The sequence below is a fragment of the Inquilinus limosus genome (genome assembly GCF_002195995.1).
Taxonomy (GTDB): Bacteria; Pseudomonadota; Alphaproteobacteria; order DSM-16000; family Inquilinaceae; genus Inquilinus; species Inquilinus limosus_C.
Window position 1 is genome coordinate 1 of the sequence record NZ_NHON01000025.1, and the last position, 20272, is coordinate 20272.

Annotated in this window: 24 protein-coding genes and 1 tRNA gene; 15 read left to right on the plus strand and 10 right to left on the minus strand. The window is 71.1% G+C overall.

Annotated features, from left to right (window positions below):
• Window positions 1-338 (minus strand): hypothetical protein (locus tag BWR60_RS14870; RefSeq protein WP_218823510.1); only part of this gene is annotated, 338 nt, incomplete at its 3' end.
• A 137-nt stretch (window positions 339-475) separates the two neighbouring features.
• Here BWR60_RS14870 and BWR60_RS14875 point away from each other — a divergent pair.
• Both BWR60_RS14875 and BWR60_RS14880 read left to right on the plus strand, forming a co-directional pair.
• A tRNA-Gln gene (locus BWR60_RS14875) sits at window positions 476-550 on the plus strand.
• Window positions 551-640: 90 nt separating this feature from the next.
• Complete coding sequence (locus tag BWR60_RS14880; protein ID WP_088151809.1) at window positions 641-841, plus strand: hypothetical protein; 201 nt, start codon at window positions 641-643, stop codon at window positions 839-841.
• Window positions 842-847: 6 nt separating this feature from the next.
• Here BWR60_RS14880 and BWR60_RS14885 read toward each other — a convergent pair whose 3' ends face one another.
• On the minus strand, window positions 848-2977 hold the full coding sequence (locus BWR60_RS14885) for a CHASE2 domain-containing protein (protein WP_088151810.1): 2130 nt from the start codon (window positions 2975-2977) through the stop codon (window positions 848-850).
• Between the two features lie 4 nt (window positions 2978-2981).
• On the minus strand, window positions 2982-3695 hold the full coding sequence (locus tag BWR60_RS14890) for a Crp/Fnr family transcriptional regulator (RefSeq protein WP_179221778.1): 714 nt from the start codon (window positions 3693-3695) through the stop codon (window positions 2982-2984).
• A 137-nt stretch (window positions 3696-3832) separates the two neighbouring features.
• On the opposite strand from BWR60_RS14890, the gene BWR60_RS14895 reads away from it, so the two are divergent.
• Window positions 3833-4462 carry a FecR family protein gene (locus BWR60_RS14895; protein WP_179221779.1) on the plus strand — a complete coding sequence of 210 codons (630 nt, stop codon included), beginning with the start codon at window positions 3833-3835 and terminating at the stop codon, window positions 4460-4462.
• Window positions 4463-4609: 147 nt separating this feature from the next.
• On the opposite strand, the gene BWR60_RS14900 is transcribed toward BWR60_RS14895, so the two are convergent.
• The gene (locus tag BWR60_RS14900) at window positions 4610-4867 is read right to left on the minus strand and encodes a hypothetical protein (RefSeq protein ID WP_088151812.1); all 258 of its coding nucleotides are present in this window, start codon (window positions 4865-4867) and stop codon (window positions 4610-4612) included.
• A 149-nt stretch (window positions 4868-5016) separates the two neighbouring features.
• Here BWR60_RS14900 and gpt point away from each other — a divergent pair, with 149 nt between their 5' ends.
• Genes gpt through BWR60_RS14915 form a run of 3 tightly spaced genes read left to right on the plus strand, consistent with a single transcriptional unit; the run spans window position 5017 to window position 7242 of the window.
• Window positions 5017-5508 carry a xanthine phosphoribosyltransferase gene (gpt, locus tag BWR60_RS14905; RefSeq protein WP_088151813.1) on the plus strand — a complete coding sequence of 164 codons (492 nt, stop codon included), beginning with the start codon at window positions 5017-5019 and terminating at the stop codon, window positions 5506-5508.
• Between the two features lie 7 nt (window positions 5509-5515).
• The gene (locus BWR60_RS14910) at window positions 5516-6676 is read left to right on the plus strand and encodes a M24 family metallopeptidase (protein ID WP_088151814.1); all 1161 of its coding nucleotides are present in this window, start codon (window positions 5516-5518) and stop codon (window positions 6674-6676) included.
• Between the two features lie 11 nt (window positions 6677-6687).
• On the plus strand, window positions 6688-7242 hold the full coding sequence (locus BWR60_RS14915) for a shikimate kinase (protein WP_088151815.1): 555 nt from the start codon (window positions 6688-6690) through the stop codon (window positions 7240-7242).
• Here the strand turns inward: BWR60_RS14915 and BWR60_RS14920 are convergent.
• The 5 genes from BWR60_RS14920 to BWR60_RS14940 form a co-directional block, all read right to left on the minus strand.
• Window positions 7222-7839, minus strand: a complete 618-nt coding sequence (locus BWR60_RS14920) for a glutathione S-transferase family protein (protein WP_088151816.1) — start codon at window positions 7837-7839, stop codon at window positions 7222-7224. The genes BWR60_RS14915 and BWR60_RS14920 overlap by 21 nt on opposite strands.
• A gap of 201 nt (window positions 7840-8040) precedes the next feature.
• Window positions 8041-8871, minus strand: coding sequence for an ABC transporter permease (locus tag BWR60_RS14925; RefSeq protein WP_088151817.1), 831 nt, complete (start codon window positions 8869-8871; stop codon window positions 8041-8043).
• Window positions 8872-8876: 5 nt separating this feature from the next.
• Window positions 8877-9824: an ABC transporter permease gene (locus tag BWR60_RS14930; protein ID WP_088151818.1), complete on the minus strand. Its 948-nt coding sequence runs from the start codon at window positions 9822-9824 to the stop codon at window positions 8877-8879.
• A 39-nt stretch (window positions 9825-9863) separates the two neighbouring features.
• Window positions 9864-11345, minus strand: a complete 1482-nt coding sequence (locus tag BWR60_RS14935) for an ABC transporter substrate-binding protein (protein WP_230983061.1) — start codon at window positions 11343-11345, stop codon at window positions 9864-9866.
• A gap of 89 nt (window positions 11346-11434) precedes the next feature.
• Window positions 11435-12451: a P1 family peptidase gene (locus BWR60_RS14940; protein ID WP_088151820.1), complete on the minus strand. Its 1017-nt coding sequence runs from the start codon at window positions 12449-12451 to the stop codon at window positions 11435-11437.
• A 119-nt stretch (window positions 12452-12570) separates the two neighbouring features.
• Here BWR60_RS14940 and BWR60_RS14945 point away from each other — a divergent pair, with 119 nt between their 5' ends.
• The 4 genes from BWR60_RS14945 to BWR60_RS14960 all read left to right on the plus strand — a co-directional run bounded on the left by BWR60_RS14945 (window position 12571) and on the right by BWR60_RS14960 (window position 15839).
• Window positions 12571-13758: a class I SAM-dependent rRNA methyltransferase gene (locus tag BWR60_RS14945; RefSeq protein WP_088151821.1), complete on the plus strand. Its 1188-nt coding sequence runs from the start codon at window positions 12571-12573 to the stop codon at window positions 13756-13758.
• An 82-nt stretch (window positions 13759-13840) separates the two neighbouring features.
• Window positions 13841-15103 (plus strand): ABC transporter substrate-binding protein, encoded by a 1263-nt coding sequence (locus BWR60_RS14950; protein ID WP_088151822.1) that lies wholly within the window; start codon window positions 13841-13843, stop codon window positions 15101-15103.
• A 91-nt stretch (window positions 15104-15194) separates the two neighbouring features.
• Complete coding sequence (locus tag BWR60_RS14955; RefSeq protein ID WP_088151823.1) at window positions 15195-15497, plus strand: type II toxin-antitoxin system ParD family antitoxin; 303 nt, start codon at window positions 15195-15197, stop codon at window positions 15495-15497.
• Between the two features lie 6 nt (window positions 15498-15503).
• Window positions 15504-15839, plus strand: coding sequence for a type II toxin-antitoxin system RelE/ParE family toxin (locus BWR60_RS14960; RefSeq protein WP_088151824.1), 336 nt, complete (start codon window positions 15504-15506; stop codon window positions 15837-15839).
• A 33-nt stretch (window positions 15840-15872) separates the two neighbouring features.
• Here the strand turns inward: BWR60_RS14960 and BWR60_RS14965 are convergent, their stop codons facing one another.
• On the minus strand, window positions 15873-16637 hold the full coding sequence (locus BWR60_RS14965; protein WP_088151825.1) for a methyltransferase domain-containing protein: 765 nt from the start codon (window positions 16635-16637) through the stop codon (window positions 15873-15875).
• A 159-nt stretch (window positions 16638-16796) separates the two neighbouring features.
• On the opposite strand from BWR60_RS14965, the gene rpmH reads away from it, so the two are divergent.
• The 5 genes from rpmH (at window position 16797) to yihA (ending at window position 20222) form a co-directional block, all read left to right on the plus strand.
• Entirely contained in the window at window positions 16797-16931 is a 135-nt protein-coding gene (rpmH, locus tag BWR60_RS14970; RefSeq protein WP_081991844.1) for a 50S ribosomal protein L34, read from the plus strand.
• Between the two features lie 33 nt (window positions 16932-16964).
• A complete protein-coding gene (gene rnpA / locus BWR60_RS14975) occupies window positions 16965-17390 on the plus strand; it encodes a ribonuclease P protein component (RefSeq protein WP_088151826.1) in 426 nt (141 codons plus the stop codon).
• Window positions 17387-17677: a membrane protein insertion efficiency factor YidD gene (gene yidD, locus BWR60_RS14980; protein ID WP_088151827.1), complete on the plus strand. Its 291-nt coding sequence runs from the start codon at window positions 17387-17389 to the stop codon at window positions 17675-17677. The genes rnpA and yidD overlap by 4 nt, the downstream gene beginning before the upstream one ends.
• Before the next feature lie 62 nt (window positions 17678-17739).
• The gene (gene yidC / locus BWR60_RS14985) at window positions 17740-19563 is read left to right on the plus strand and encodes a membrane protein insertase YidC (RefSeq protein WP_088151828.1); all 1824 of its coding nucleotides are present in this window, start codon (window positions 17740-17742) and stop codon (window positions 19561-19563) included.
• Window positions 19560-20222: a ribosome biogenesis GTP-binding protein YihA/YsxC gene (gene yihA / locus BWR60_RS14990; protein WP_179221780.1), complete on the plus strand. Its 663-nt coding sequence runs from the start codon at window positions 19560-19562 to the stop codon at window positions 20220-20222. The genes yidC and yihA overlap by 4 nt, the downstream gene beginning before the upstream one ends.
• Window positions 20223-20272 lie beyond the last annotated feature (50 nt).

Sequence of the window (20272 nt, forward strand, 5' to 3'; positions counted from 1 at the left end):
GGGGCGCTGGCGACGGGTTTCTCCGCCGGCGGGGCGGCGGGCGCGGGCGCGGTGCGGTCGCGCGAGCCGAACCCGACCAGGGCGATGCCCCCGATGCCGAGCACGGCGATGACCGCCGCCGCGACCCAGCCCAAGAGCCCGCCGCGCCGAGCCGGCTGGGCCGCCGCTTCCACCAGGCGGTCGTTCAGCGTGTCGATCTCGCCGCGGGCGTTGCGCAGCTCCTGCTGCAGCTGCAGCACGCTGTCGTTCAGGGATTTGAGTCGGGCCTCTTCCTGCGTCTCGGGCGCGTTCTGCGCCGGAAAGTGCAGGGTGTCCTCAGGGGGCTGCTCGCCGCTCATACCGTATCCTGCCTCGACCGTTTGTCCGACCTGCGCTGCCCCGCATACGCGCCTAATCTTCTATTATGCCGAATTCGGGGCGGCAACGCGCGGTTGCGATGCTGCACCGCCTGGGCTATCAATCCCGCCCGGCCGATTGGGGCGTAGCCAAGCGGTAAGGCAGCGGGTTTTGGTCCCGCCATTCCTAGGTTCGAATCCTAGCGCCCCAGCCAGCCGCATTCTCCGATATTCCGGCTCGCAGGCCCAGGCCTGCATGGGAACCCTGATGGCGGCCCCGCCGTTTCTCCGGTCAGGAGGTACGGATGATGATCGTGGCTCTCCTCGGCGGCTTCGCGCTCGCCATGGTTTACGGCCTTGCCCTGTGCCGCGCCGCCCGGGACGACGGCGACGAGATGGCGCGGCCGACACAGATTTCCCATCGCTGGGTGGTCCGGCCGCGGCGCTGGACGGTGCTGGCGCCGACCCGGCAGACGGTCGTGATCCGCCCGCGGCGCCGCCGCTGACAGGCCTCAATCGACCGCGATCAGGTCGTCCTTGGCGCCGGCCGCAAGGCGGCGGGCGTGCAGCCGCACCAGCGCATCACCGGGACTGTCGGCGGCCAGCGCCGTGAACAGTGTCGCCGCCTCGGGATCGCCCCGGCGCAGCGCCGCATGGGCCTCGGCATAGGCCCCGGCGGGGACGGGGCACAGTTCATCCGGAATCATCGTCTCGATCGGCGCGCCGATGCCGCGCAGCTGCAGCCGCGCCACCGGCCGGAACACCCGCCCCGGGCAGGCCCTGGCGGTGGCGGCCGAGACGCAGAGCGGCGTGCCCAGCGTCTTGTTCGCATTTTCCAGCCGCGCCGCCAGATTCACCGCCTCGCTGTAGGCGGTGTAGTCGAAATGGTGCCGGCTGCCGAAATTGCCGACCACGGCGCCGCCGGTGGTGACGCCGATCCGCGTCTCGCCGAAGGGCATGCCCTCGGCCCGCCGGGCGGCGGCGAATCCGGTGGTGAAGCGGTGGATCGCCAGGGCGCAGGCGACGGCGCGTTCGGCATGGTCCGGCTGGTCCAGCGGCGCGCCGAACATCGCGTGCAGCGCGTCGCCCACCATCTTGTCGATGGTGCCGCCGGCCTCCAGAACGGCGCCGCAGACCCCGTCGAAATAGGCGTTCAGCGTCGCCACCAGCCGGTCCGGCGGCACCGACTCGCTCAGGCTGGTGAAGCCGGCGATGTCGGTGAAGACGAAGGACATCTCACGCCATTCGCCGCCCAGCCGCAGCCGCTCCGGATGCTCGGTCAGCCGGGCCACCAGGGACGGGGCGAGGTATTGCGCGAAGGCGGCGCGGATGGCGCGGCGCTCGCGCTCGACCCGCCATTGCGCCGACGCCGCGACCGCGCCATGGGTCAGCAGCAGACCCAGCGCCGGCAGGGTCGGGTCCAGCAGCAGCCCCGCCTGGCGATAGGCCAGGAAGGCGCCGGCCAGGATGGCGCCCGCGGCCAGCACCGCGAGGCCGCCGGAGACGATCGCCGGCAGCCGGCGCCAGGACGCCACCAGGGCCAGGCCCAGCGCCAGCAGCAGCCCGATCTCCGCCGCCGCGGCCCAGGGGGGACGGGTCAGCGACCCGCCGAGCAGGATCTGCTCCAGCGCCTCGGCATGGGCGGTGACGCCGGCGATGCGGTCGCGCAGCGGCGTCAGCACGGTGTCGCCGAAGCCGGTGGCGGTGACGCCGACCAGCACGATCCGCCCGCGCAGCGCGGCGGCGGGGTCGGCGCCGGCGGGGGCCGGCTCCAGCAGCTGCCAGGCCGGCACCTGGCGGGCCGGCACGTCGCTGGTGAAGCGCAGCCAGAACTGCCCGTCCGGCGCCACCGGCAGGATCGCGTCGCCGATCCGCACCGCGTCCAGCCCGGGGCCGTCGGGCGCGGCCCGCAGCGTCACCGTGCCGGCGCCCTGGGCCACCCGCAGCGCCTCGACCGCCAGCGACGGGATCAGGGCGTCGCCGAGCAGGGCGACGGCCGGCAGGCGCCGCAGCACCTCGTCGCGGCCGGCCGGCGCGCCGATGCTGCCATTGCCCCAGGCCGTGGCCTCGAATTCCGGCAGGCTCGGCACCGCAGCCGCGAAGCGGCCCAGCCCCTGCCGCGCGGGCCCGATCTCGGCGAAGCTGGCCTTGATCAGCGGCATCCGGCCCGGCGTGTCGGTGGGGGCGAAGGCCACCACGCTCGGCACCCGTTCCAGCGCCCGGGCCAGGTCGCGGTCGGGGTCCGGCAGGTCCCTGGCCAGCTGCGCCAGCTCCGGCGGGGCGGCGCGGCCGGCCAGCAGCTCCGCGATCCGGGCCGGCGCGCTGCGGTCCGGCTCGGCCAGGACGAGGTCCAGCGCGACTGCCGCCACCCCGGCCCGGCCCAGCCGGTCGACCAGCTGCGCCAGGCGGTCGCGCGGCCAGGGCCATTGCCCCAGGCGGCGCAGCGAGTCGTCGTCGATCGCGACCACGCGCACCGGCACGTCGGGGTCGTAGATTCGTGGCGCCAGCCGCTGGAACAGGTCGAAGCCCTGCAGCCGCAAGGCCGCGACCGGCGTCGGATCCGCCAGGCGCAGCGCCGTCAGCCCGGCCAGGACCAGCAGTCCCGGCAGCACCAGGGCGAGGCGGCGCCAGGGCCGGCGCATCGGGTCAGGGGGCTCCGGCGTCGGCGATGTCGGCCAGCGCGTCGGTGTCGCAGATCACCATCGCCCCGTCTTCCCGGCGCAGCAGCCCGTCGGCGGACCAGCGGCCGAGCTGCAGGTTGACCTTCTCGCGGCTGGCCCCGATCAGCTGGCCCAGATCGCGCTGCGACAGGTCCAGCGGCAGCAGCATCTCGCCGTCCTTGCCGCGCGAGCCATGGGCCTCGGACAGGGTCAGCAGCAGCCGCGCCAGCCGCGACGGCAGCGCCATCAGCGCGACGCCCTCCAGCTGGTCGCTGGTGCGCCGCAGCCGGTTCGACAGCAGCTCCAGCAGCCGGATGCAGGCGTCGGGCGAGTCCAGCAGCACCGGCAGCATGTCGCGGCGTTCCAGGATCAGCAGGCGGCAGGGGCCGAAGGCGACGGCGTCGGCGCTGCGGCCCCGGCCGTCCAAGAGGGACATCTCGCCGAAGATCTCCCCGGACTCGAGGATCGCCAGCAGGATCTCGCGCCCCTGCGGCGATGTGAGGCGCAGCGCGACGCGGCCGGAGACGACGATCATCAGGCTCGTGCTCTCGTCGCCGCGCAGGAAGATGGTGTCGCCGTCCTCGTGGCTGCGCTCGACCAGCCGGGCGGCCAGGGCATCGCGCTGGCCCGGGGAGAAGGCGGTGAAGAATGGGGTCTCGGACAGAAGGCGACGCTTCTCCGCCAGAGGAACGCTGGCCACTGACACTCTCCTGCCTGGACTGCGCTAAGATAAGGGCTGTCTCCCGCCACGGGAAGGCCCGGTTGCGCCGCGACATGACCCAGGTAACACCGGACGGCCCCGCGCCGAACCATCATCTCTCCGAAAGGGAGATCGCGATGACACGTCTTTCACGCTCCGTCGGGTTCGTCCTTGCCTGCCTGCTGCTGCCGGCCGTGGCCGTGGCGCAGGACCGCCCGAAGATCGGCCAGGTCGACCGGCTGGAGCCGGCGGCCGGCGCCTATTACCAGGGCCAGGACCGGCTGCTCGACCCGGCCTCGCCGGTGTTCCTCGACGACACGCTGTGGACCGGCCCGCAGTCGCGGCTGCAGGTCAAGCTGGACGACGGCACCGAGCTGTCGCTCGGCCCCGCGGCGCGGCTGCTGGTCGACCGTTTCGCCTATGGCGGGGCCGATGGCGGCGCCACCCTGGCGCTGCGCCGGCTGCAGGGCGCCTTCAAATTCGTCGGCGGCGGGGTCGAGCAGGTCCCCGGCCACAGCCTCTCGATCGAGACCGGGGTGGCCACCCTCGGGGTGCGCGGCACCAGCTTCTTCGCCGGCCCGATCGACGGCGCCTTCGGCGTGCTGGTGCTCGAGGGCTCGGTCGAGGTGTCGACCGATGCCGGCTCGGTCACGCTCGGGCCCGGCGAGGGCACGGCGGTCACCAGCCGCAAGGAGCCGCCGGGCGCGGTCAAACGCTGGCCGGCCGAGAAGGTCCAGCGCGCGCTGGCGATGGTGGATGTCCGCTGAGGGTGGCAGATACCGAGGAAATACGGCCCCCTCCAGCTGTCATGCCCGGGCTTGACCCGGGCATCCAGAGAGCGTCGACACCTTCTGGATTGCCGGGTCAAGCCCGGCAATGACAGCAGGGGACCGAGGCCGGTCGAGTTGGATGTCCTACAGCCCCAGGTCGCGCTTGATCTCGGCCAGAACGGCGCAGGCCTTGTTCGGGTCCTGGGCGCTGATCGAGGGCAGCGACTGGATCTTCTTCGAGATCTCCGACAGCTTGTCCTCGGGCAGCGACCCGTCGCGCACCTTCGAGCCCCAGGCCGCGACCACGGCCGCGGATTCGGCGTTCACGTCGCAGGATTCGGCGGCCAGGGCAGGCCCGGTGGCGAGGGTGAGAAGGGCGGCGGTCAAGGCAAGGCGGCGCATGGCATTCTCTGGTCTCGGCGCAGCCGCAGGGGCTGCACGACGGAGAATCGCGGCCGAGCATGGCGAGAACAAGGCCGGCAAACCCTTCCGGAGCCGGTCCGGTTGCGCTATGAAGCGCCAAATCCCCACGGGGTCTTGGAGAACCGTACATGGCCGAGCACGCGTCGTTCCGGAAGGATTTCCCGGTATCCTGGGAGGAGCTGCACCGCAACGCCCGTGCCCTGGCCTGGCGTCTGGCCGAGCTGGGGCCGTGGAAGGGCATCGTCGCCATCACCCGCGGCGGGCTGGTGCCGGCCGCGATCCTGGCGCGCGAGCTCGACGTCCGGCTGATCGACACGGTCTGCGTCTCGACCTACGACCACCAGGACATGCGGGAATCCAAGATCCTGAAGGCGCCGATCGAGGGCGACGGCGAAGGTTGGCTGATCGTCGACGACCTGGTCGACACCGGCCGCACCGCCCGGGTGGTGCGCGACCTGCTGCCGAAGGCGCATTTCGCCACGGTCTACGCCAAGCCGGCCGGGCGGCCGCTGGTCGACACCTTCATCACCGAGGTCAGCCAGGACACCTGGATCTTCTTCCCCTGGGACATCGAATACCGCTACGCCGAGCCGATCGCCGAGATCCGCCAGAAGCGCTGAGGCCGCCATGCCGATCCATTTCGAGGCGTCGGAGCTGGCGGATCGCCGGCGCCGCGTCTGCGCCGAGATCGCCGCCCGCGGCCTCGACGGCCTGCTGGTGTTCCGCCAGGAGTCGCTGTACTGGCTGACCGGCTACGACACCTTCGGCTATGTCTATTTCCAGTGCCTCTGGCTTGGCGTCGACGGCCGGATGACGCTGCTGACCCGCTCCGCCGACGAGCGCCAGGCCTATTTCACCTCGGTGATCGAGGATGTCCGCGTCTGGGTCGACCGGGCGGGGTCCGAGCCGGCGGACGACCTGCTGGCGATCCTCGACGAATACGACGCCCGCGGCGGCCGCATCGGCGTCGAATGGGACGCCTACGGCCTCACGGCAGCGCTTGGCTTCCGGCTGAAGGCCAAGCTCGACGGCTACGCGACCAACGAGGACGCCTCCGACCTCGTCTCCCGCTTCCGGCTGATCAAGAGCCTGGCCGAGCTGGTCTATGTGCGCGAGGCGGCGAAGCTGGCCGACGCCGCCTATGACGAGGCGGCGAAGCTGACCGGGCCCGGCGCCTTCGAGGGCGACATCCTGGCGGCGATGCAGGGTGCCGTCTGGCGCGGCGGCGGCGACGACCCGGCCAACGAATTCATCATCGGCTCCGGCCCCGGCGCCCTGATGTGCCGCTATTTCACCGGCCGCCGGCACCTGTCGGCCGAGGATCAGTTGACGCTGGAATTCGCCGGCACCTACCGCCACTACCACGCCTGCCTGATGCGCACGCTGCTGGTCGGCAAGGCCTCGCCGGAACACCGGGCGATGCACCGGGCGGCGGTCGAGGCGCTGGAGGCGGCGAAGGCGGCGCTGAAGCCGGGCCGGCCGCTCGGCGACGTGTTCGACGCCCATGCCAGGGTGGCCGACGCCGCCGGGCTGCGCCACGCCCGGCTGAACGCCTGCGGCTATTCGCTGGGCACCACCTTCGCGCCGAACTGGATGGACTCACCCAGCCTGTCGATGTTCTTCCACGGCAACCCGACGCTGGCGGCGCCCGGGATGGTGTTCTTCATCCACATCATCCTCTACGACAGCGACCGCGGCCTGGCCATGACCTCGGGCCAGTCCGTGCTGGTCACCGACACCGGCTGCGAGCCGCTGACCCTGGCGCCGACCGAGCTGGTGGTGGCCTGACGGAGCCGACGATGCCGCCGCGGATCTTCCTGATCGGTCCGGGCGGCGTCGGCAAGACCAGCTCCGGGCGGGAGCTGGCGGCGCTGCTGGGCTACGCCTTCGTCGATCTCGACCAAGCGTTCTGCGACCGCATCGGCCCGATCGACGCGTTCCTCCGGACGGAAGGCTACGAGCGCTATATCGAGGCGAATGCGGCACTGTTCGACGCGCTGTGCCGCAGCGATGACGGCGACGTGGTGATGCCGCTCTCCTCCGGTTTCCTGGCGACCCACATCCGGCCGGACCTGGTCGAGCATAACCGGCAGGCGGTGCGCCGCTCCGGCGTCTCGGTGCTGCTGCTGCCGTCGCTGGATATCGATGCGGCGGCTGAGATCGTTGTCGAACGGCAGCTGCGGCGCGGCTTCGGCCTGGAGCGGGAAAGAGAGCTCGAGAAGTTCCGCGCCCGCTTCCCGGCCTATCTCGGGCTCGGCGATCTGCGGGTCGTCTCGACCCAGCCGCCGGCGGAGATCGCGGCCGAGATCGCGGCGCTGCTGCGGGGGCCCGGCTCAGTCGTGGGTCTCGCCTGACAGCGGCGTCGCCAGCATCGACGGGCGGCGGCTGAAGGCGTCGAACCAGGCGGAGAGGCGCGGCCGGCCGGGGCGGAACGCCGGCAGGCCGCGGAACTCCAGCCAGCTCAGCGCGGTGGCCAGGGCGATCTGGCCCAGCTCGACCGGCCCGTCGAGATCGACCTCGCGCTTGATGAAGTCGTAGCCCGCCTGCAGCTTCGCCGCCTGGCCCTCGGCCAGGGCCGGATAGCGCAGCGCCTCCGGTCGCCTCTCCGTCTCCCAGCGCAGGGCGATGCCCGCATCGGCCAGCCCCTGGGCCAGGGCCTGCAGCCGCAGCGTCAGGGCGCGCGCCCGGCCGGCGGGCGGGATCAGCCTCGGCCCGTTATGCAGGCTGTCCAGGTGGTCGCAGATCGCGACGCTGTCGAACAGCGCCAGCCCGTCGGCGCAGACCAGCACCGGCACCTTGCCCAGCGGGTTGGCGGCGAACACCGCGTCGTTGCGCCGGGTCGGGCTGGTCTCGTGGTGGATCACCTCGATCCGGCCGGCGAGGCCGGCCTCATGCGCCATCACCAGCACCTTGCGGGCATAGGGGGAATGGGTCTGGTACAGCAGCTTCATGGCCGGCCCCGGCGTGGAGAGAAGATGCCGTGACCCTATCCGCCCGCTTGCGCGAGGTGCGCGCGATGATCGTGTGCGAACGCAAGGTTTTTGCGCAACGGCCTTGTCGCCAACCGACGTCCTCAAAAGCCGTCATGGCGAGGCGCGCAGCGCCGTGGCCATCCGGGCTCGCCATGACGGTGATGTATGGGTAGGCCGCGCCTATCCGATGCGCCCGACCTTCATCCTCGGATCCAGCAGGTCTCTCAGCCCGTCGCCGATCAGGTTCAGGCCGAGCACCGCGACGGCGATGGCCAGGCCAGGGAACACCGCCTGCAGCGGCGCCTGGGCCAGCAGGGTCTGGGCATCCAGCAGCATCTTGCCCCAGCTGGCCTGCGGCGGCTGGGTGCCGAGGCCGAGATAGCCCAAAGCCGCCTCGGCCAGGATGGCGATGGCGAACTGGATCGTCGCCTGCACGATCAGGGCGTTGGCCATGTTCGGCAGCACGTGGCGCAGCGCGATGTCCAGCCGCGACCGGCCGAGCGACTGGGCGGCGCGGACGAAGTCGCGGCCATAGACCACCAGGGCGGCGCCGCGCGACACCCGGGCGAAGACGGCGATGTTGAAGATGCCGATCGCCAGGATGGCGTTGACCGCGCCGGGGCCCAGCAGCGCGGTGATCAGGATGGCGCTGAGCACGGCGGGGAAGGCGAAGGTCAGGTCGACCGCGCGGCCTAGGATCTCGTCGGTCCAGCCGCGTCGGGCGGCGGCCCACAGGCCCAGCGGTACGCCGAGGACGAGGCCGATGGCGACCGCCACCACGCCAACGGCGACCGAGGTGCGGGCGCCGACCATGATGCGGGACAGCGTGTCCCGCCCCAGCTGGTCGGTGCCAAGCCAGTGCAGCAGGCTGGGCGTCTGCAGCTTCTGCGGGATGGCGATGGCGTTCGGCGCGTAGGGCGTCCAGAGCAGGCTGAGCAGCGCCATGCCGATGAACACGGCGCAGAGGGTTAGGCCGAGGACGAAGCCGCGATGGGCGAGGAGGCGCAGCATCGGCCTCACCCCGCCTGCTTCGGCCGCGGGTCGATCACGGCATAGACCACGTCGACCAGGAAGTTCACCGTGACGACGATGGCGGCCAGCAGCACCACCACGTCCTTGACCACGATCAGGTCGCGCTGGGCGATGGCCTGGAAGGCCAGCCGGCCCAGGCCGGGCAGGGTGAAGACGTTCTCCACCACCACCGCGCCGGCCATCAGGAAGCCGAACTGCATGCCGATGATGGTGGCGACCGGGATCAGCGCGTTGCGCAGCACGTGGCGGCGCAGCACCTGCCCCCTCGACAGGCCCTTGGCCCGGGCGGTGCGGACATAGTCCTCGCGCATCGTCTCCAGCATCGCGGAGCGGACGATGCGGGCCAGGATCGCGGCCTCGGTCAGGGCCAGGGCCACGGCCGGCAGCACCAGCGCCTGCAGCGCCAGGCCCCAGCCGGCAGACCAGCCGGGGAAGCCGCCGGCGCCGAACCAGCGCAACTGCAGCGCGAAGGTCCAGATCAGCATGATGCCGACCCAGAAGCTGGGCACGGCGAGGCCGAGCTGGCTGAACCCCATCACCCCCCAGTCGCCGACCCGGTTGTGCTTCACCGCGGCCAGCATGCCCAGCGGGATGGCCAGCGCGGTCGACAGCAGCAGGGCCAGCAGCGCCAGCGGCGCCGTCACCGCCAGCCGGTCGCCGACCAGCTTCGCCACCGGCATCTTGTAGGTGTAGCTGGTGCCGAAATCCCCGGTCAGCGCGCCACCGGCCCAGTCGAGGTAGCGGACCGGCGCCGGCTTATCGAGGCCCATCTGGCTGCGCAGCGCGGCCAGCGTGTCCTCGCGCGCCTCGGTGCCCAGCATCAGCAGCGCCGGGTCGCCGGGCAGCACCTCCAGCACCGTGAACACCACCACCGAGGCGGCGAACAGCGTGAACAGCAGCGTCAGCACCCGCCGCGCCAGGAAGCCGATCATCGGGTTAGGTGCCCGGCGCGGCGGAGCCGGTGCGGCCGGTCATTCCGCCCAATAGGCCTTGGTCATGTCGTTGGCGGCGATCGGGCTGTTCTTCCACATCCCCAGCAGCTTGGCGTTGCGCACGCCGGTCTTGGCCAGCTGGAACAGGAACACCGCGGCCTCGTCATCCGACAGGATCTGCTGCGCCTGCTGGTACAGGGCACGGCGCTGCTCCGGGTCGACCGTGCTGTTCAACTGCTGGATCACCTGGTCGAAGGCCGGGTTGTCGTAGCCGAAATAGTACTTGTCCTTGCCGCGGGCGTAGATGTCGATGTCCAGCGCCTCGGTGTGCGAGACGATGGTCATGTCGTAGTCGAAGCCCTTGAACACCTGCTCCAGCCACTGCGCCCATTCCACCGGCACCAGCTCGACCTGGACGCCGATCTCGGCCAGCTGCGCCTGGATGATCTCGCCGCCGCGGCGGGCATAGCCGGGCGGGGGCAGCTTCAGCGTCGCCTTGAAGCCGTCGGGATAGCCGGCCTCGGCCAGGAGGGCCTTGGCCTCCACCGGGTCGTAGGGATACGCGCCGGTCAGGTCCTTGTAGGCCGGGTCGTAGGGCGCGAAATGGCTGCCGATCGGGATGCCGTAGCCGAACATGGCACCGTCGATCAGCGCCTGCCGGTCGATCGCCATGGCCAGGGCCCGGCGCACCTTGACGTCGTCGAAGGGCTTGCGGCGCTGGTTCACCGCCATCACGGTCTCGCCGGCGGTGGTGCCGATCTCGACCGCGAAGCGCGGATCGGCCTTGAACTGGTCCAGCGTCTCCGGCGCCGGCATGTTCGGGAAGGCGTCGATGTCGCCCGACATCACCGCGGCGGAGGCCGCCGCCGGGTCGGCGACGAAGCGGAACACCAGCCGGTTCAGCTTCGGCTTGTCGCCGGCATAGGCGTCGGTGCGCTCCAGCGTGACATGGTCGCCCGGCACCCATTCGACGAATTTGAACGGGCCGGTGCCGATCGGGTGGGTGCCGTTGTCGGCGGCGGTGTTCGGCGCCACGATCAGCGCTGCCGCCTGGCCCAGATGGAACAGGAACAGCCCGTCCGGATGCGACAGGGTGATCACCACCTGGTCCGCCGCCGGGGTGTCGACCGACTTGATCGGCTCGAAGAAGACCTTCTGCGGGTTGGTCGAATCCGCCGCCCGGGCGCGGTCCAGCGAGAACTTCACCGCCTCGCTGTCGAATTTGGTGCCGTCATGGAAGGTGGTGCCGCGGCGCAGGGTGAAGGTGTAGGTCAGCCCGTCGTCCGACACCTTCCACTCGGTGGCCAGGCTCGGCTGCACCTGGCCGGCCTCGTCGATCCGGGTCAGTCCCTCGAAGACATTGGCGTAGACGACCTCGGCGATGGCCGCGGCGGCGCCGCCGGTCGGGTCCAGGTTCGGCGGCTCCAGCACCATGCCGATCACGGCCTGGTCCTTGGCGGCCATGGCCGGCGTCGCGATCAGCCCGACCGCCAGCATGGCGGCGGCGAGCAAGCCCCTCATCCCCATCGTCGTCTCCCTGTGCCGGTGGGAAGCGAATCCCCCGGCCCTTCGCGTTCGCCGCGGATGATGGCAGCGCCGCCGGGGCGGGTTCAAGCCTTGCCGTAACGCTCCCGCCAGGCCTGGTAGCGGCCCTCGCTCAGGGTCCCGGCGTGCCAGACGCCGCGGGCGATGGCGCGGGCGACGCAGTCGGCGGCGATGGCGCCGATCCGGGCCAGGTCGATCGGCCGGGGCCCGGGCAGCGCCACGGCGCCGGTGGCCAGGGCGAAGATGGTGTCGCCGTCCATCGGCGTGTGCACCGGGCGGATGGCGCGGGCCAGCCCGTCCTGCGCCATGATCGCCAGACGCTGCGCCTCGGCCTTGGTCAGGGCGGCGTCGACCGCGACGATGCCGATCGTGGTGTTGCCGCCGGGCTCGGGCGCCGGGTGGCGGTGGAACTCCGGCTCCGGCGCCGCCGGCCCGGCCGGGCGGTGCGGGCCGCCGAACTCGCCGTCCTGCTCGAACGGCCAGGCCCAGAAGGTGCCGTCCGGCATGGTCACGGCGCCGACCGGGTTGGCGGCGACCAGCGCGCCGATGGTGATTCCGGTCTCGGGGTCGAAGGCCGAGGCGGTGCCGAGGCCGCCCTTGCAGGTGGCGGTCTTGGCGCCCAGCCCGGCCCCGGCATTGCCCTGCCGCACCTCCGGCCCGGCGGCATCGCAGGCGGCCAGCGCCAAAGCGCGATAGGGCGGGGTGTCGCCCCAGCTCTTGTCGCCGCCATTGGTCAGGTCGAACAGGATGGCGGCCGGCACGATCGGCACCCGGACCTCGCCGACCGGATGGCCGCGGCCGCGCGCAGCGAGCCAGGCGACGACGCCCGACGCCGCCTCCAGCCCATGCACCGACCCGCCGGACAGCACCACGGCGTCGATGGCCTCGACCAGGCAGGTCGGGTCCAGCGCGTCGGTGTCGCGGGTGCCGGGACCGCCGCCGCGGACATCGACGGCGGCGGTGCAGCGCGTCTGCGGCAGCAGCACGGTCACGCCGGTGCGCGCCGCCACATCCTCGGCCTGGCCGACCGTCAGGCCGGCGATGTCGGTGATCGAATTGCGCGGGCCCGGGCGGATGGTCATGGCGGTCTCATCGATTGGCGGCGAGAGGCAGCAGACAGGACCGGCCGGTGCGGCGTCAACGTCCGCGGCGTCAACGTCGCGGTTCCCGTCGGGCGGCGGCGCCCCTATGCTCCGCCGCCATGACCGACCTGCCGCTCATCCGCCTGCAGCCCGGCCGCGACAAGCGCGTCGCCGCCGGCCATCCCTGGATCTTCTCGAACGAGATCGCCATGACGCCGGAGCTGCGCGAGGTGCCGCTGGGCGCCCCGGTGCGGGTCGAGGCGGCCAGCGGCAAGACCCTCGGCGTCGGCGGCTTCAACCGGCATGCGCTGATCGCGGTGCGCATGCTCGACCGCAGCCCGGACGTGGCGATCGACACCGCCTTCCTGCGCCGGCGCCTGGCCGCGGCGGTGGCGCTGCGCGACGCGCTGTTCGACCGGCCCTTCTACCGCCTGGTCCATGCCGAGGCCGACGGGCTGCCGGGCCTGATCATCGACCGCTATGGCGATGTGCTGGTGCTGCAGAGCAACACGGCCCTGATCGACCGGCTGGAGGGCCCGCTCTGCGACGCGCTGGAGGAGCTGCTCAAGCCCCGCGCCATCGTGCTGCGCAACGACAGCGCCGTGCGCGGCCTGGAAGGGCTGGCGGAGGAGGTGCGGGTCGCCCGCGGCGCCGTCGATGGCCCGATCGCGGTGGAGGAGAACGGGGCGAGCTTCGAGGCCGATCCCCTCGGCGGCCAGAAGACCGGCTGGTTCTTCGACCAGCGCGACAACCGCGCCTTCGTGGCGAAGCTGGCCCGCGGCCGGCGGATGATCGACGTCTACACCCACACCGGCGGCTTCGGCATCCAGGCGGCGCTGGCGGGGGCGGAGGCGGTGACGCTGGTCGACCGCTCGGCCCCCTCGCTGGAGCTGGCGGCCAAGGCGGCCGAGGCCAACGGCGTCGCTGACCGTGTCTCCACCGCCCGCGGAGAAGCCTTCGCCGAGCTGGAGCGGCGGGGCGGGGAGGGCGAGCGCTGGCCCGTGGTGGTGGTCGACCCGCCGGCCTTCGTGAAGTCGAAGAAGGACCTCGCGGCCGGCGCGCGGGGCTATGCCAAGCTGACCCGCCTGGCGGCGCGGATCACCGAGCGCGGCGGCTTCCTCTGCGCCTTCTCCTGCAGCCATCACGTCGACCCGGCGCTGTTCGCCGAGCAGGTGGCACGCGGCCTGGTCGATGCCGGGCGCACCGGCCGGATCCTGCGCCAGTCCGGCGCCGGGCCGGACCATCCGGTGCACCCGCTGCTGCCGGAGAGCGCGTATCTGAAGGGCATCGTGCTGCAGCTCGACTGACAGCGCCGTCCCTCGTCCACGGGGTTGACAAGCCGGGCCGCTCCCGCTGGTCTATACCAGCCAAAAGGGGAGGCTCAAGACAATGACCACCATCCTATCCCGCGTCCTGATGACGGGCGCGGCCTTCGTCGCGCTGGCCGGCGCCGCCCGCGCCGAGGACGTGACGCTGACCATCGACAGCTGGCGCAACGACGACCTCAAGATCTGGCAGGACAAGATCATCCCGGCCTTCGAGTCGACGCATCCGGGGATCAAGCTGAACTTCGCGCCCTCGGCGCCGACCGAGTACAACGCCGCGCTGAACGCCAAGATGGAGGGCGGGGTCGCCGGCGACATCGTCGCCTGCCGCGCCTTCGACGCCTCGCTGGCGCTGTTCCAGAAGGGCCATCTGGCGCCGGTGAACGACCTCAAGGGGATCGACAATTTCACCGCCGATGCGCGGACGGCCTGGAGCACCGATGACGGCAAGACCACCTTCTGCGTCCCGGTCGGCTCGGTGATCGGCGGCTTCATCTACAACAAGAAGATCTTCGAGGAGCTCGGGCTGACCCCGCCGAAGACGCAGGCCGAGTTCTTCGCCCTGCTCGACAAGATCAAGGCCGGCGGGGAATACGCGGGGCTCGATATCGGCACCGCCGACCAGTGGGAGGCCGCGACCATGGGCTTCCAGACCATCGGCCCGAACCACTGGAAGGGCGAGCCCGGCCGCAAGGGCCTGATCGCCGGCACCGCCAAGTTCACCGACGCCCCCTATGTCGGCGCCTGGGCCGAGCTGGCGAAGTGGAAGCCCTACCTGCCGGACGGCTACCAGGCGCAGTCCTACCCGGACAGCCAGAACCTGTTCACCCTGGGCCGCACCGCGATCTACCCGGCCGGGTCGTGGGAGATCCCGCTGTTCGAGGCCCAGGCCGACTTCCCGCTCGGCGCCTTCCCGCCGCCGGTGGCGAAGGAAGGCGACCCCTGCTTCATCTCGAGCCACACCGATATCGGCTTCGGCATGAACGCCCAGGGCAAGCATCCGGAGGCGGCGCGCGCCTTCCTGGAATGGGTGACGTCGGCCGAGTTCGCGACGATCTACACCAACGCCCTGCCGGGCTATTTCACCCTGTCGACCCACAAGGTCGAGCTGAAGGACCCGCTGGCGGCGGAATTCCAGGGCTGGAAGGACAAGTGCGGCAGCAACATCCGCCTGGCGCACCAGATCCTGTCGCGCGGCAAGCCCAATGTCGACCAGGCGATCTGGAACGTCTCGGCCCAGGTGCTGAACGGCACCCTGACCGCCGAGCAGGCCGGCGCCAAGGTGCAGGAGACGCTGGACGCCTGGTACAAGCCGCCGGGGAAGTGAGACCGCAGGGCTGACCGCGATAGGGCCATTGGCATAATATGCCAATGGCCCTATCTTATTCCTGAAGATGTGTTCAGGAGGACAGCCCGCGATGCCGACCCGCAACGTCGTCGTGACCGACCATCAGGCCGAGCTGATCGAAGGGCTGGTCAGGTCCGGCCGCTACCAGAACGCCAGCGAGGTCCTGCGCGAGGGGCTGCGCCTGGTCGAGCAGCGCGAGCAGGAGGACGCGGCCAGGCTGGAGCGCCTGCGGGCGGCGGTCGACGTTGGAATCGCTGCGATGGAGCGCGGGGAGTACACCGAGTTCGACTCCATGGACGATTTGGAGCGGCACATGAACGCCATAGCCGAGAAAGCCATAGCCGGCGCCCTCAAATCCGGTTCGGCGGACTGATCCCGGATGGCCGGGGGCCGCTGGCAGGTCCGCTTAAGCATCGCGGCCGACCAGGACCTCGCTTCCATTCTTCATTGGACCACCCAAGCCTTTGGTCCGAAGCAGGCGAGCGACTATCGGCAGACGATCGTCCAGGCCGTCCGGGCGCTGGGAGGCGGGCCGGACCTTCCGGCCAGCAGGGCACGCGATGAGGTCCGGGCGGGTGTCCGCATATTGCATGTCGCCAGGCGTGGCCGCCGCGGCAGGCACATTCTGGTCTATCGGGTCATCGAGGAAGGCGTCATCGAAGTGCTGCGCATCCTCCACGATTCGATGGACCTCGCACGGCATGTGCCGCACTGAACCGCTCAGGGATTTGACGATTCCTGAGGCGCTTCACGCCCCCACCCGGGCCAGCAGCAGCAGGCGGCGGAAGGGGAACAGCGTGCTGCCGTCCGGCTGCGGCGGATAGGCCTGGGCCAGCCGGGCCGAGTAGCTGGCGATGAAGGCGTCCAGCTCCGGCCCCGACAGCGCCGCCATCACCGGCAGCAGCGCCGTGCCGCGCACCCAATGCAGCACGGGGTTGTCGCCCTTCAGCACGTGCAGGTATTCGGTCTCCCAGATGTCCAGCGCCTCGGTGCGCGGCGCCAGCAGGTCGTAATAGGCGGCCGGGGTGCCGACCGGCGGCCGGCGCAGCGGGATCCGGCCGGCCCAGGGCGCCTCCGACGCCAGCGCCCGCATCAGCACATGGCTCGGCGCATCGTGGTTGCGCGGCATCTGCACCGCCAGCACGCCGCCCGGGGCCAGGAAGGACAGCAGGCGCGGGACCAGCGCGTCGTGCCCTTCGACCCATTGCAGGGCGGCGTTGGAGAAGATCAGGTCCACCGGCTCCGCCGGCGCCCAGTCGGCGATGTCGCCTTCGGCCCACTCCAGGTCCGGATGGGTCGCGCGCGCCTCGCGCAGGGCGTTGCGGTCGCGGTCCAGGCCGGTGACCGTCGCACGGGGCCAGCGTTCGGCCAGCTGCGCCGCCAGCGCGCCGGTGCCGCAGCCGAGATCGACGATCCGCCGCGCCTCGATGTCCGGCAGCCGGGTGATGAGGTCGAGCCCGGGCTGCAGCCGCGGACCGGCGAATTTCAGCGTGTGGGTGGGATTCCATGTCATGGCGCTCAATCTACCGGAAGATCCGCGTCGCACGCATCCCCGCACCGATCCCCACGCCGATCCGTGGCCGGATCGATTGACTCGGGCGCCGGTCATGCCTATAACCCGCGACCGTTTTGCGTCCGGAAGGGCGCAGTTGAGCCATCCGGAGTTCAGACCGTGAAGAGAACCTATCAGCCGAGCAAGCTGGTGCGTAAGCGCCGCCACGGCTTCCGCGCCCGCATGGAGACCGTCGGTGGTCGCCGCGTGCTGTCCAATCGTCGTGCCAAGGGCCGGAAGCGCCTCTCCGCTTAACCGGCTCTCGGCTTTCGCGGCCGGGGTGACCGGATGCGCGTCCGCCTTGACGATCCTTCCCTGATCCGCCTCGGCCGGCTGAAGAAGCGGGCCGAGTTTTTGGCCGTGGCCGGCACCCGCCGCAAATGGGCGCAGCCGGGCGTGATCGTGCAGCTGCGCCGCTGGGACCAGGCCGGGACCGACGCCGAGGCGACGGCCGGTTGCGACCTGCGCGTCGGCTACACCGCCAGCCGCAAGGTCGGCAACTCGGTCGCCCGCAACCGGGCGCGCCGGCGCCTGCGCGCCGCTGCGGCCGAGGTGCTGGGCCGCCGGGCCGCGCCGGGCCTCGACCTGGTGCTGATCGCCCGCGGCGAGACCATCACCCGTCCCTTCGCCGACCTGGTCGCCGATCTCGACCGCGCGCTGCAGAAGCTGGGGGCCGTGCGCCCGGCCGCGGAGGCCGGAGGGGCCGCGGCATGAGCCCGCTGGCCCATGCGATGCGCGCCCTGGTGATCGGCTACCGCTACAGCCTGTCGGCGCTGATCGGACGCCAGTGCCGGTTCGCGCCCACTTGCTCCGCATACGCGATAGAGGCTATTGAGCGGCACGGTGCGATCGCCGGGGGCTGGCTGGCCCTGCGGCGCATCGCGCGTTGCCACCCCTGGGGTGGGTCGGGGTATGACCCCGTGCCCGACACCCTGACCAAGGATGCCGGTGGATCCGGCCGCGACGCCTGCTGCGGCGCGGCCCGGTCCACCGACCAATAAACGCACGACTGACCGGCCGGCCAGATTAGACAGGCAGGGGCCGGGACCGGAGCCCTGATGCGATGACCGACCAGAAGAACCTGATCCTGGCGATCGCCCTTTCGCTGGCCATCCTTCTCGGCTTCCAGTTCCTGTTCCCGGCGCCGAAGCCCACCACGCCGTCGGGACAGCAGCAGACCACCACCGCCGCCACCACCTCGACCGCCTCGCCCCAGGCCCCGACCACGGTCGGCGGCGCGGCGCAGGCGCCGATGGACCGCGCCCAGGCGCTGGCCCAGTCCCAGCGGGTCAAGATCGAGGCGCCGCGCGTGCACGGCTCGATCAACCTGACCGGCGGCCGGATCGACGACGTCACCCTGCGCGACTACCGCGAGACGGTGGACCCGAACAGCCCCGAGATCGTGCTGCTGACGCCGCTGGGCGGCCCCTCGGCCTATTACGCCGATTACGGCTGGGCCCCGGCCGACGTCTCGGTCCAGGTCCCCGGCGCCGGCACGGTGTGGACCGCCGACCGCGACACGCTGACCGCGGACGCGCCGGTGACGCTGAGCTGGGACAACGGCCAGGGGCTGGTGTTCAAGCGCACCATCTCGATCGACGCCAACTACATGTTCACGGTGGTGCAGAGCGTCGTGAACAACACCGACAAGCCGGTGCAGCTGGCGCCATACGGCCGGGTGCTGCGCTTCGGCACGCCGGTGACCCAGGGCTACTACGTGCTGCATGAAGGGCCCTACGGCGTGTTCAACGGCACGCTGGAGGAGAAGACCTATAAGGACATCCAGGACGACAAGGCGGTCAAGAACTCGACCACCGGCGGCTGGCTCGGCTTCACCGACAAGTACTGGCTGGCGGCGCTGATCCCGGACCAGGCGGTCAAGGTCGACACCCAGTTCCTGCACCAGTCGGACGGCGAAGGCCGGTACCTGGCGACCTACCAGGCCGACGCCATGACCGTGGCGCCGGGGCAGACTGTGGACTCGACCGGCCGGCTGTTCGCCGGCGCCAAGGAGGTCGACCTGATCAGCAGCTATGCCGACACGCTGCACATCACCAAGTTCGACTTCGCCATCGATTTCGGCTGGTTCTGGTTCCTGACCAAGCCGTTCTTCAAGATTTTGGCGTGGATCCACAGCGTCGTCGGCAATTTCGGCCTGTCGATCATGATCTTCACCCTGGCGCTGAAGCTGCTGTTCTACCCGCTGGCGGACAAGTCCTACCGCTCGATGGCGAAGATGAAGGCGCTGCAGCCGGAGATGGTGAAGCTGCGCGAGCGCTTCGCCGACGACAAGGCCAAGCAGCAGCAGGAGCTGATGGCGCTGTACAAGCGCGAGAAGGTCAACCCGGCTGCCGGCTGCCTGCCGATCCTGATCCAGATCCCGGTGTTCTTCGCCCTCTACAAGGTGCTGCTGGTCACCATCGAGATGCGGCACGCGCCGTTCTTCGGCTGGATGCACGACCTGTCGGCGCCCGACCCGACCACGGTGTTCAACCTGTTCGGCCTGATCCCGTGGACCCCGCCGGCGATGCTGATGATCGGGGCGGCGCCGATCATCATGGGCTTCACCATGTTCATGCAGCAGAAGCTGAACCCGGCGCCGGCCGACCCGGTCCAGGCCAAGGTGTTCATGGCGCTGCCGATCGTGTTCACCTTCATGCTGGCGCATTTCCCGGTCGGCCTGGTGGTCTACTGGGCGTGGAACAACACGCTGACGATCCTGCAGCAGTGGTCGATCATGAAGCGCATGCATGTGAAGATCTCGGGCGGGGTCGAGGAAGGCGCCGAATCGCCGGTCGCCCTGCCGCCCTCGGTCGCCCGCAAGAAGAACGGCAATGGCGACGCCAAGGCGCCCGCCAACCGCAAGCCGGCGGGCCGCAAGGGGTGACCGACGCGCAGGCGACCGGCGCGGACGCGTACGGACCGGAGGCGATCGAGGCGGGGCGGCTGCTGTTCGCGCAGGAATGCCGCTTCACCTGGGGCTCGGCCGCGCTGTCCGACCTGCCGCCCGCGGGCCTGCCGGAGATCGCCTTTGCCGGCCGTTCCAATGTCGGCAAGTCCAGCCTGGTCAACGCCCTGACCGGGCGGAAGACCCTGGCCCGCACCAGCCACACCCCGGGCCGCACCCAGCAGCTCAACTTCTTCGACCTCGGCGGCCGGCTGGCGCTGGTCGACCTGCCGGGCTACGGCTACGCCAAGGTGTCGAAGACGCTGTCCCAGGGCTGGACCGACACGCTGAAGGGCTATCTGCGCGGCCGGGCGACGCTGCGTCGGGCCCTGGTGCTGATCGACGGCCGGCACGGCATCAAGGAGTCGGACGCCGAGATCCTGAAGCTGCTCGACGACACCGCCGTGGCCACCCAGGTGGTGCTGACCAAGATGGACAAGGTCGGCAAGGGCGAGCGCGAGCGCCGGATCCCGGAGGTCGAGGCGGCGCTGAAGCGCCACCCGGCGGCCTTCCCCAAGGTGATGCTGACCAGCAGCGACAAGGGCGAGGGCATCGCCGAGCTGCGCGCCTTCCTGACCGAGATCGCGAAGAACGGATAAACCGGGGCCGATTCCGGGTTTCCCAGACCGTCATTGCGAGCGCAGCGAAG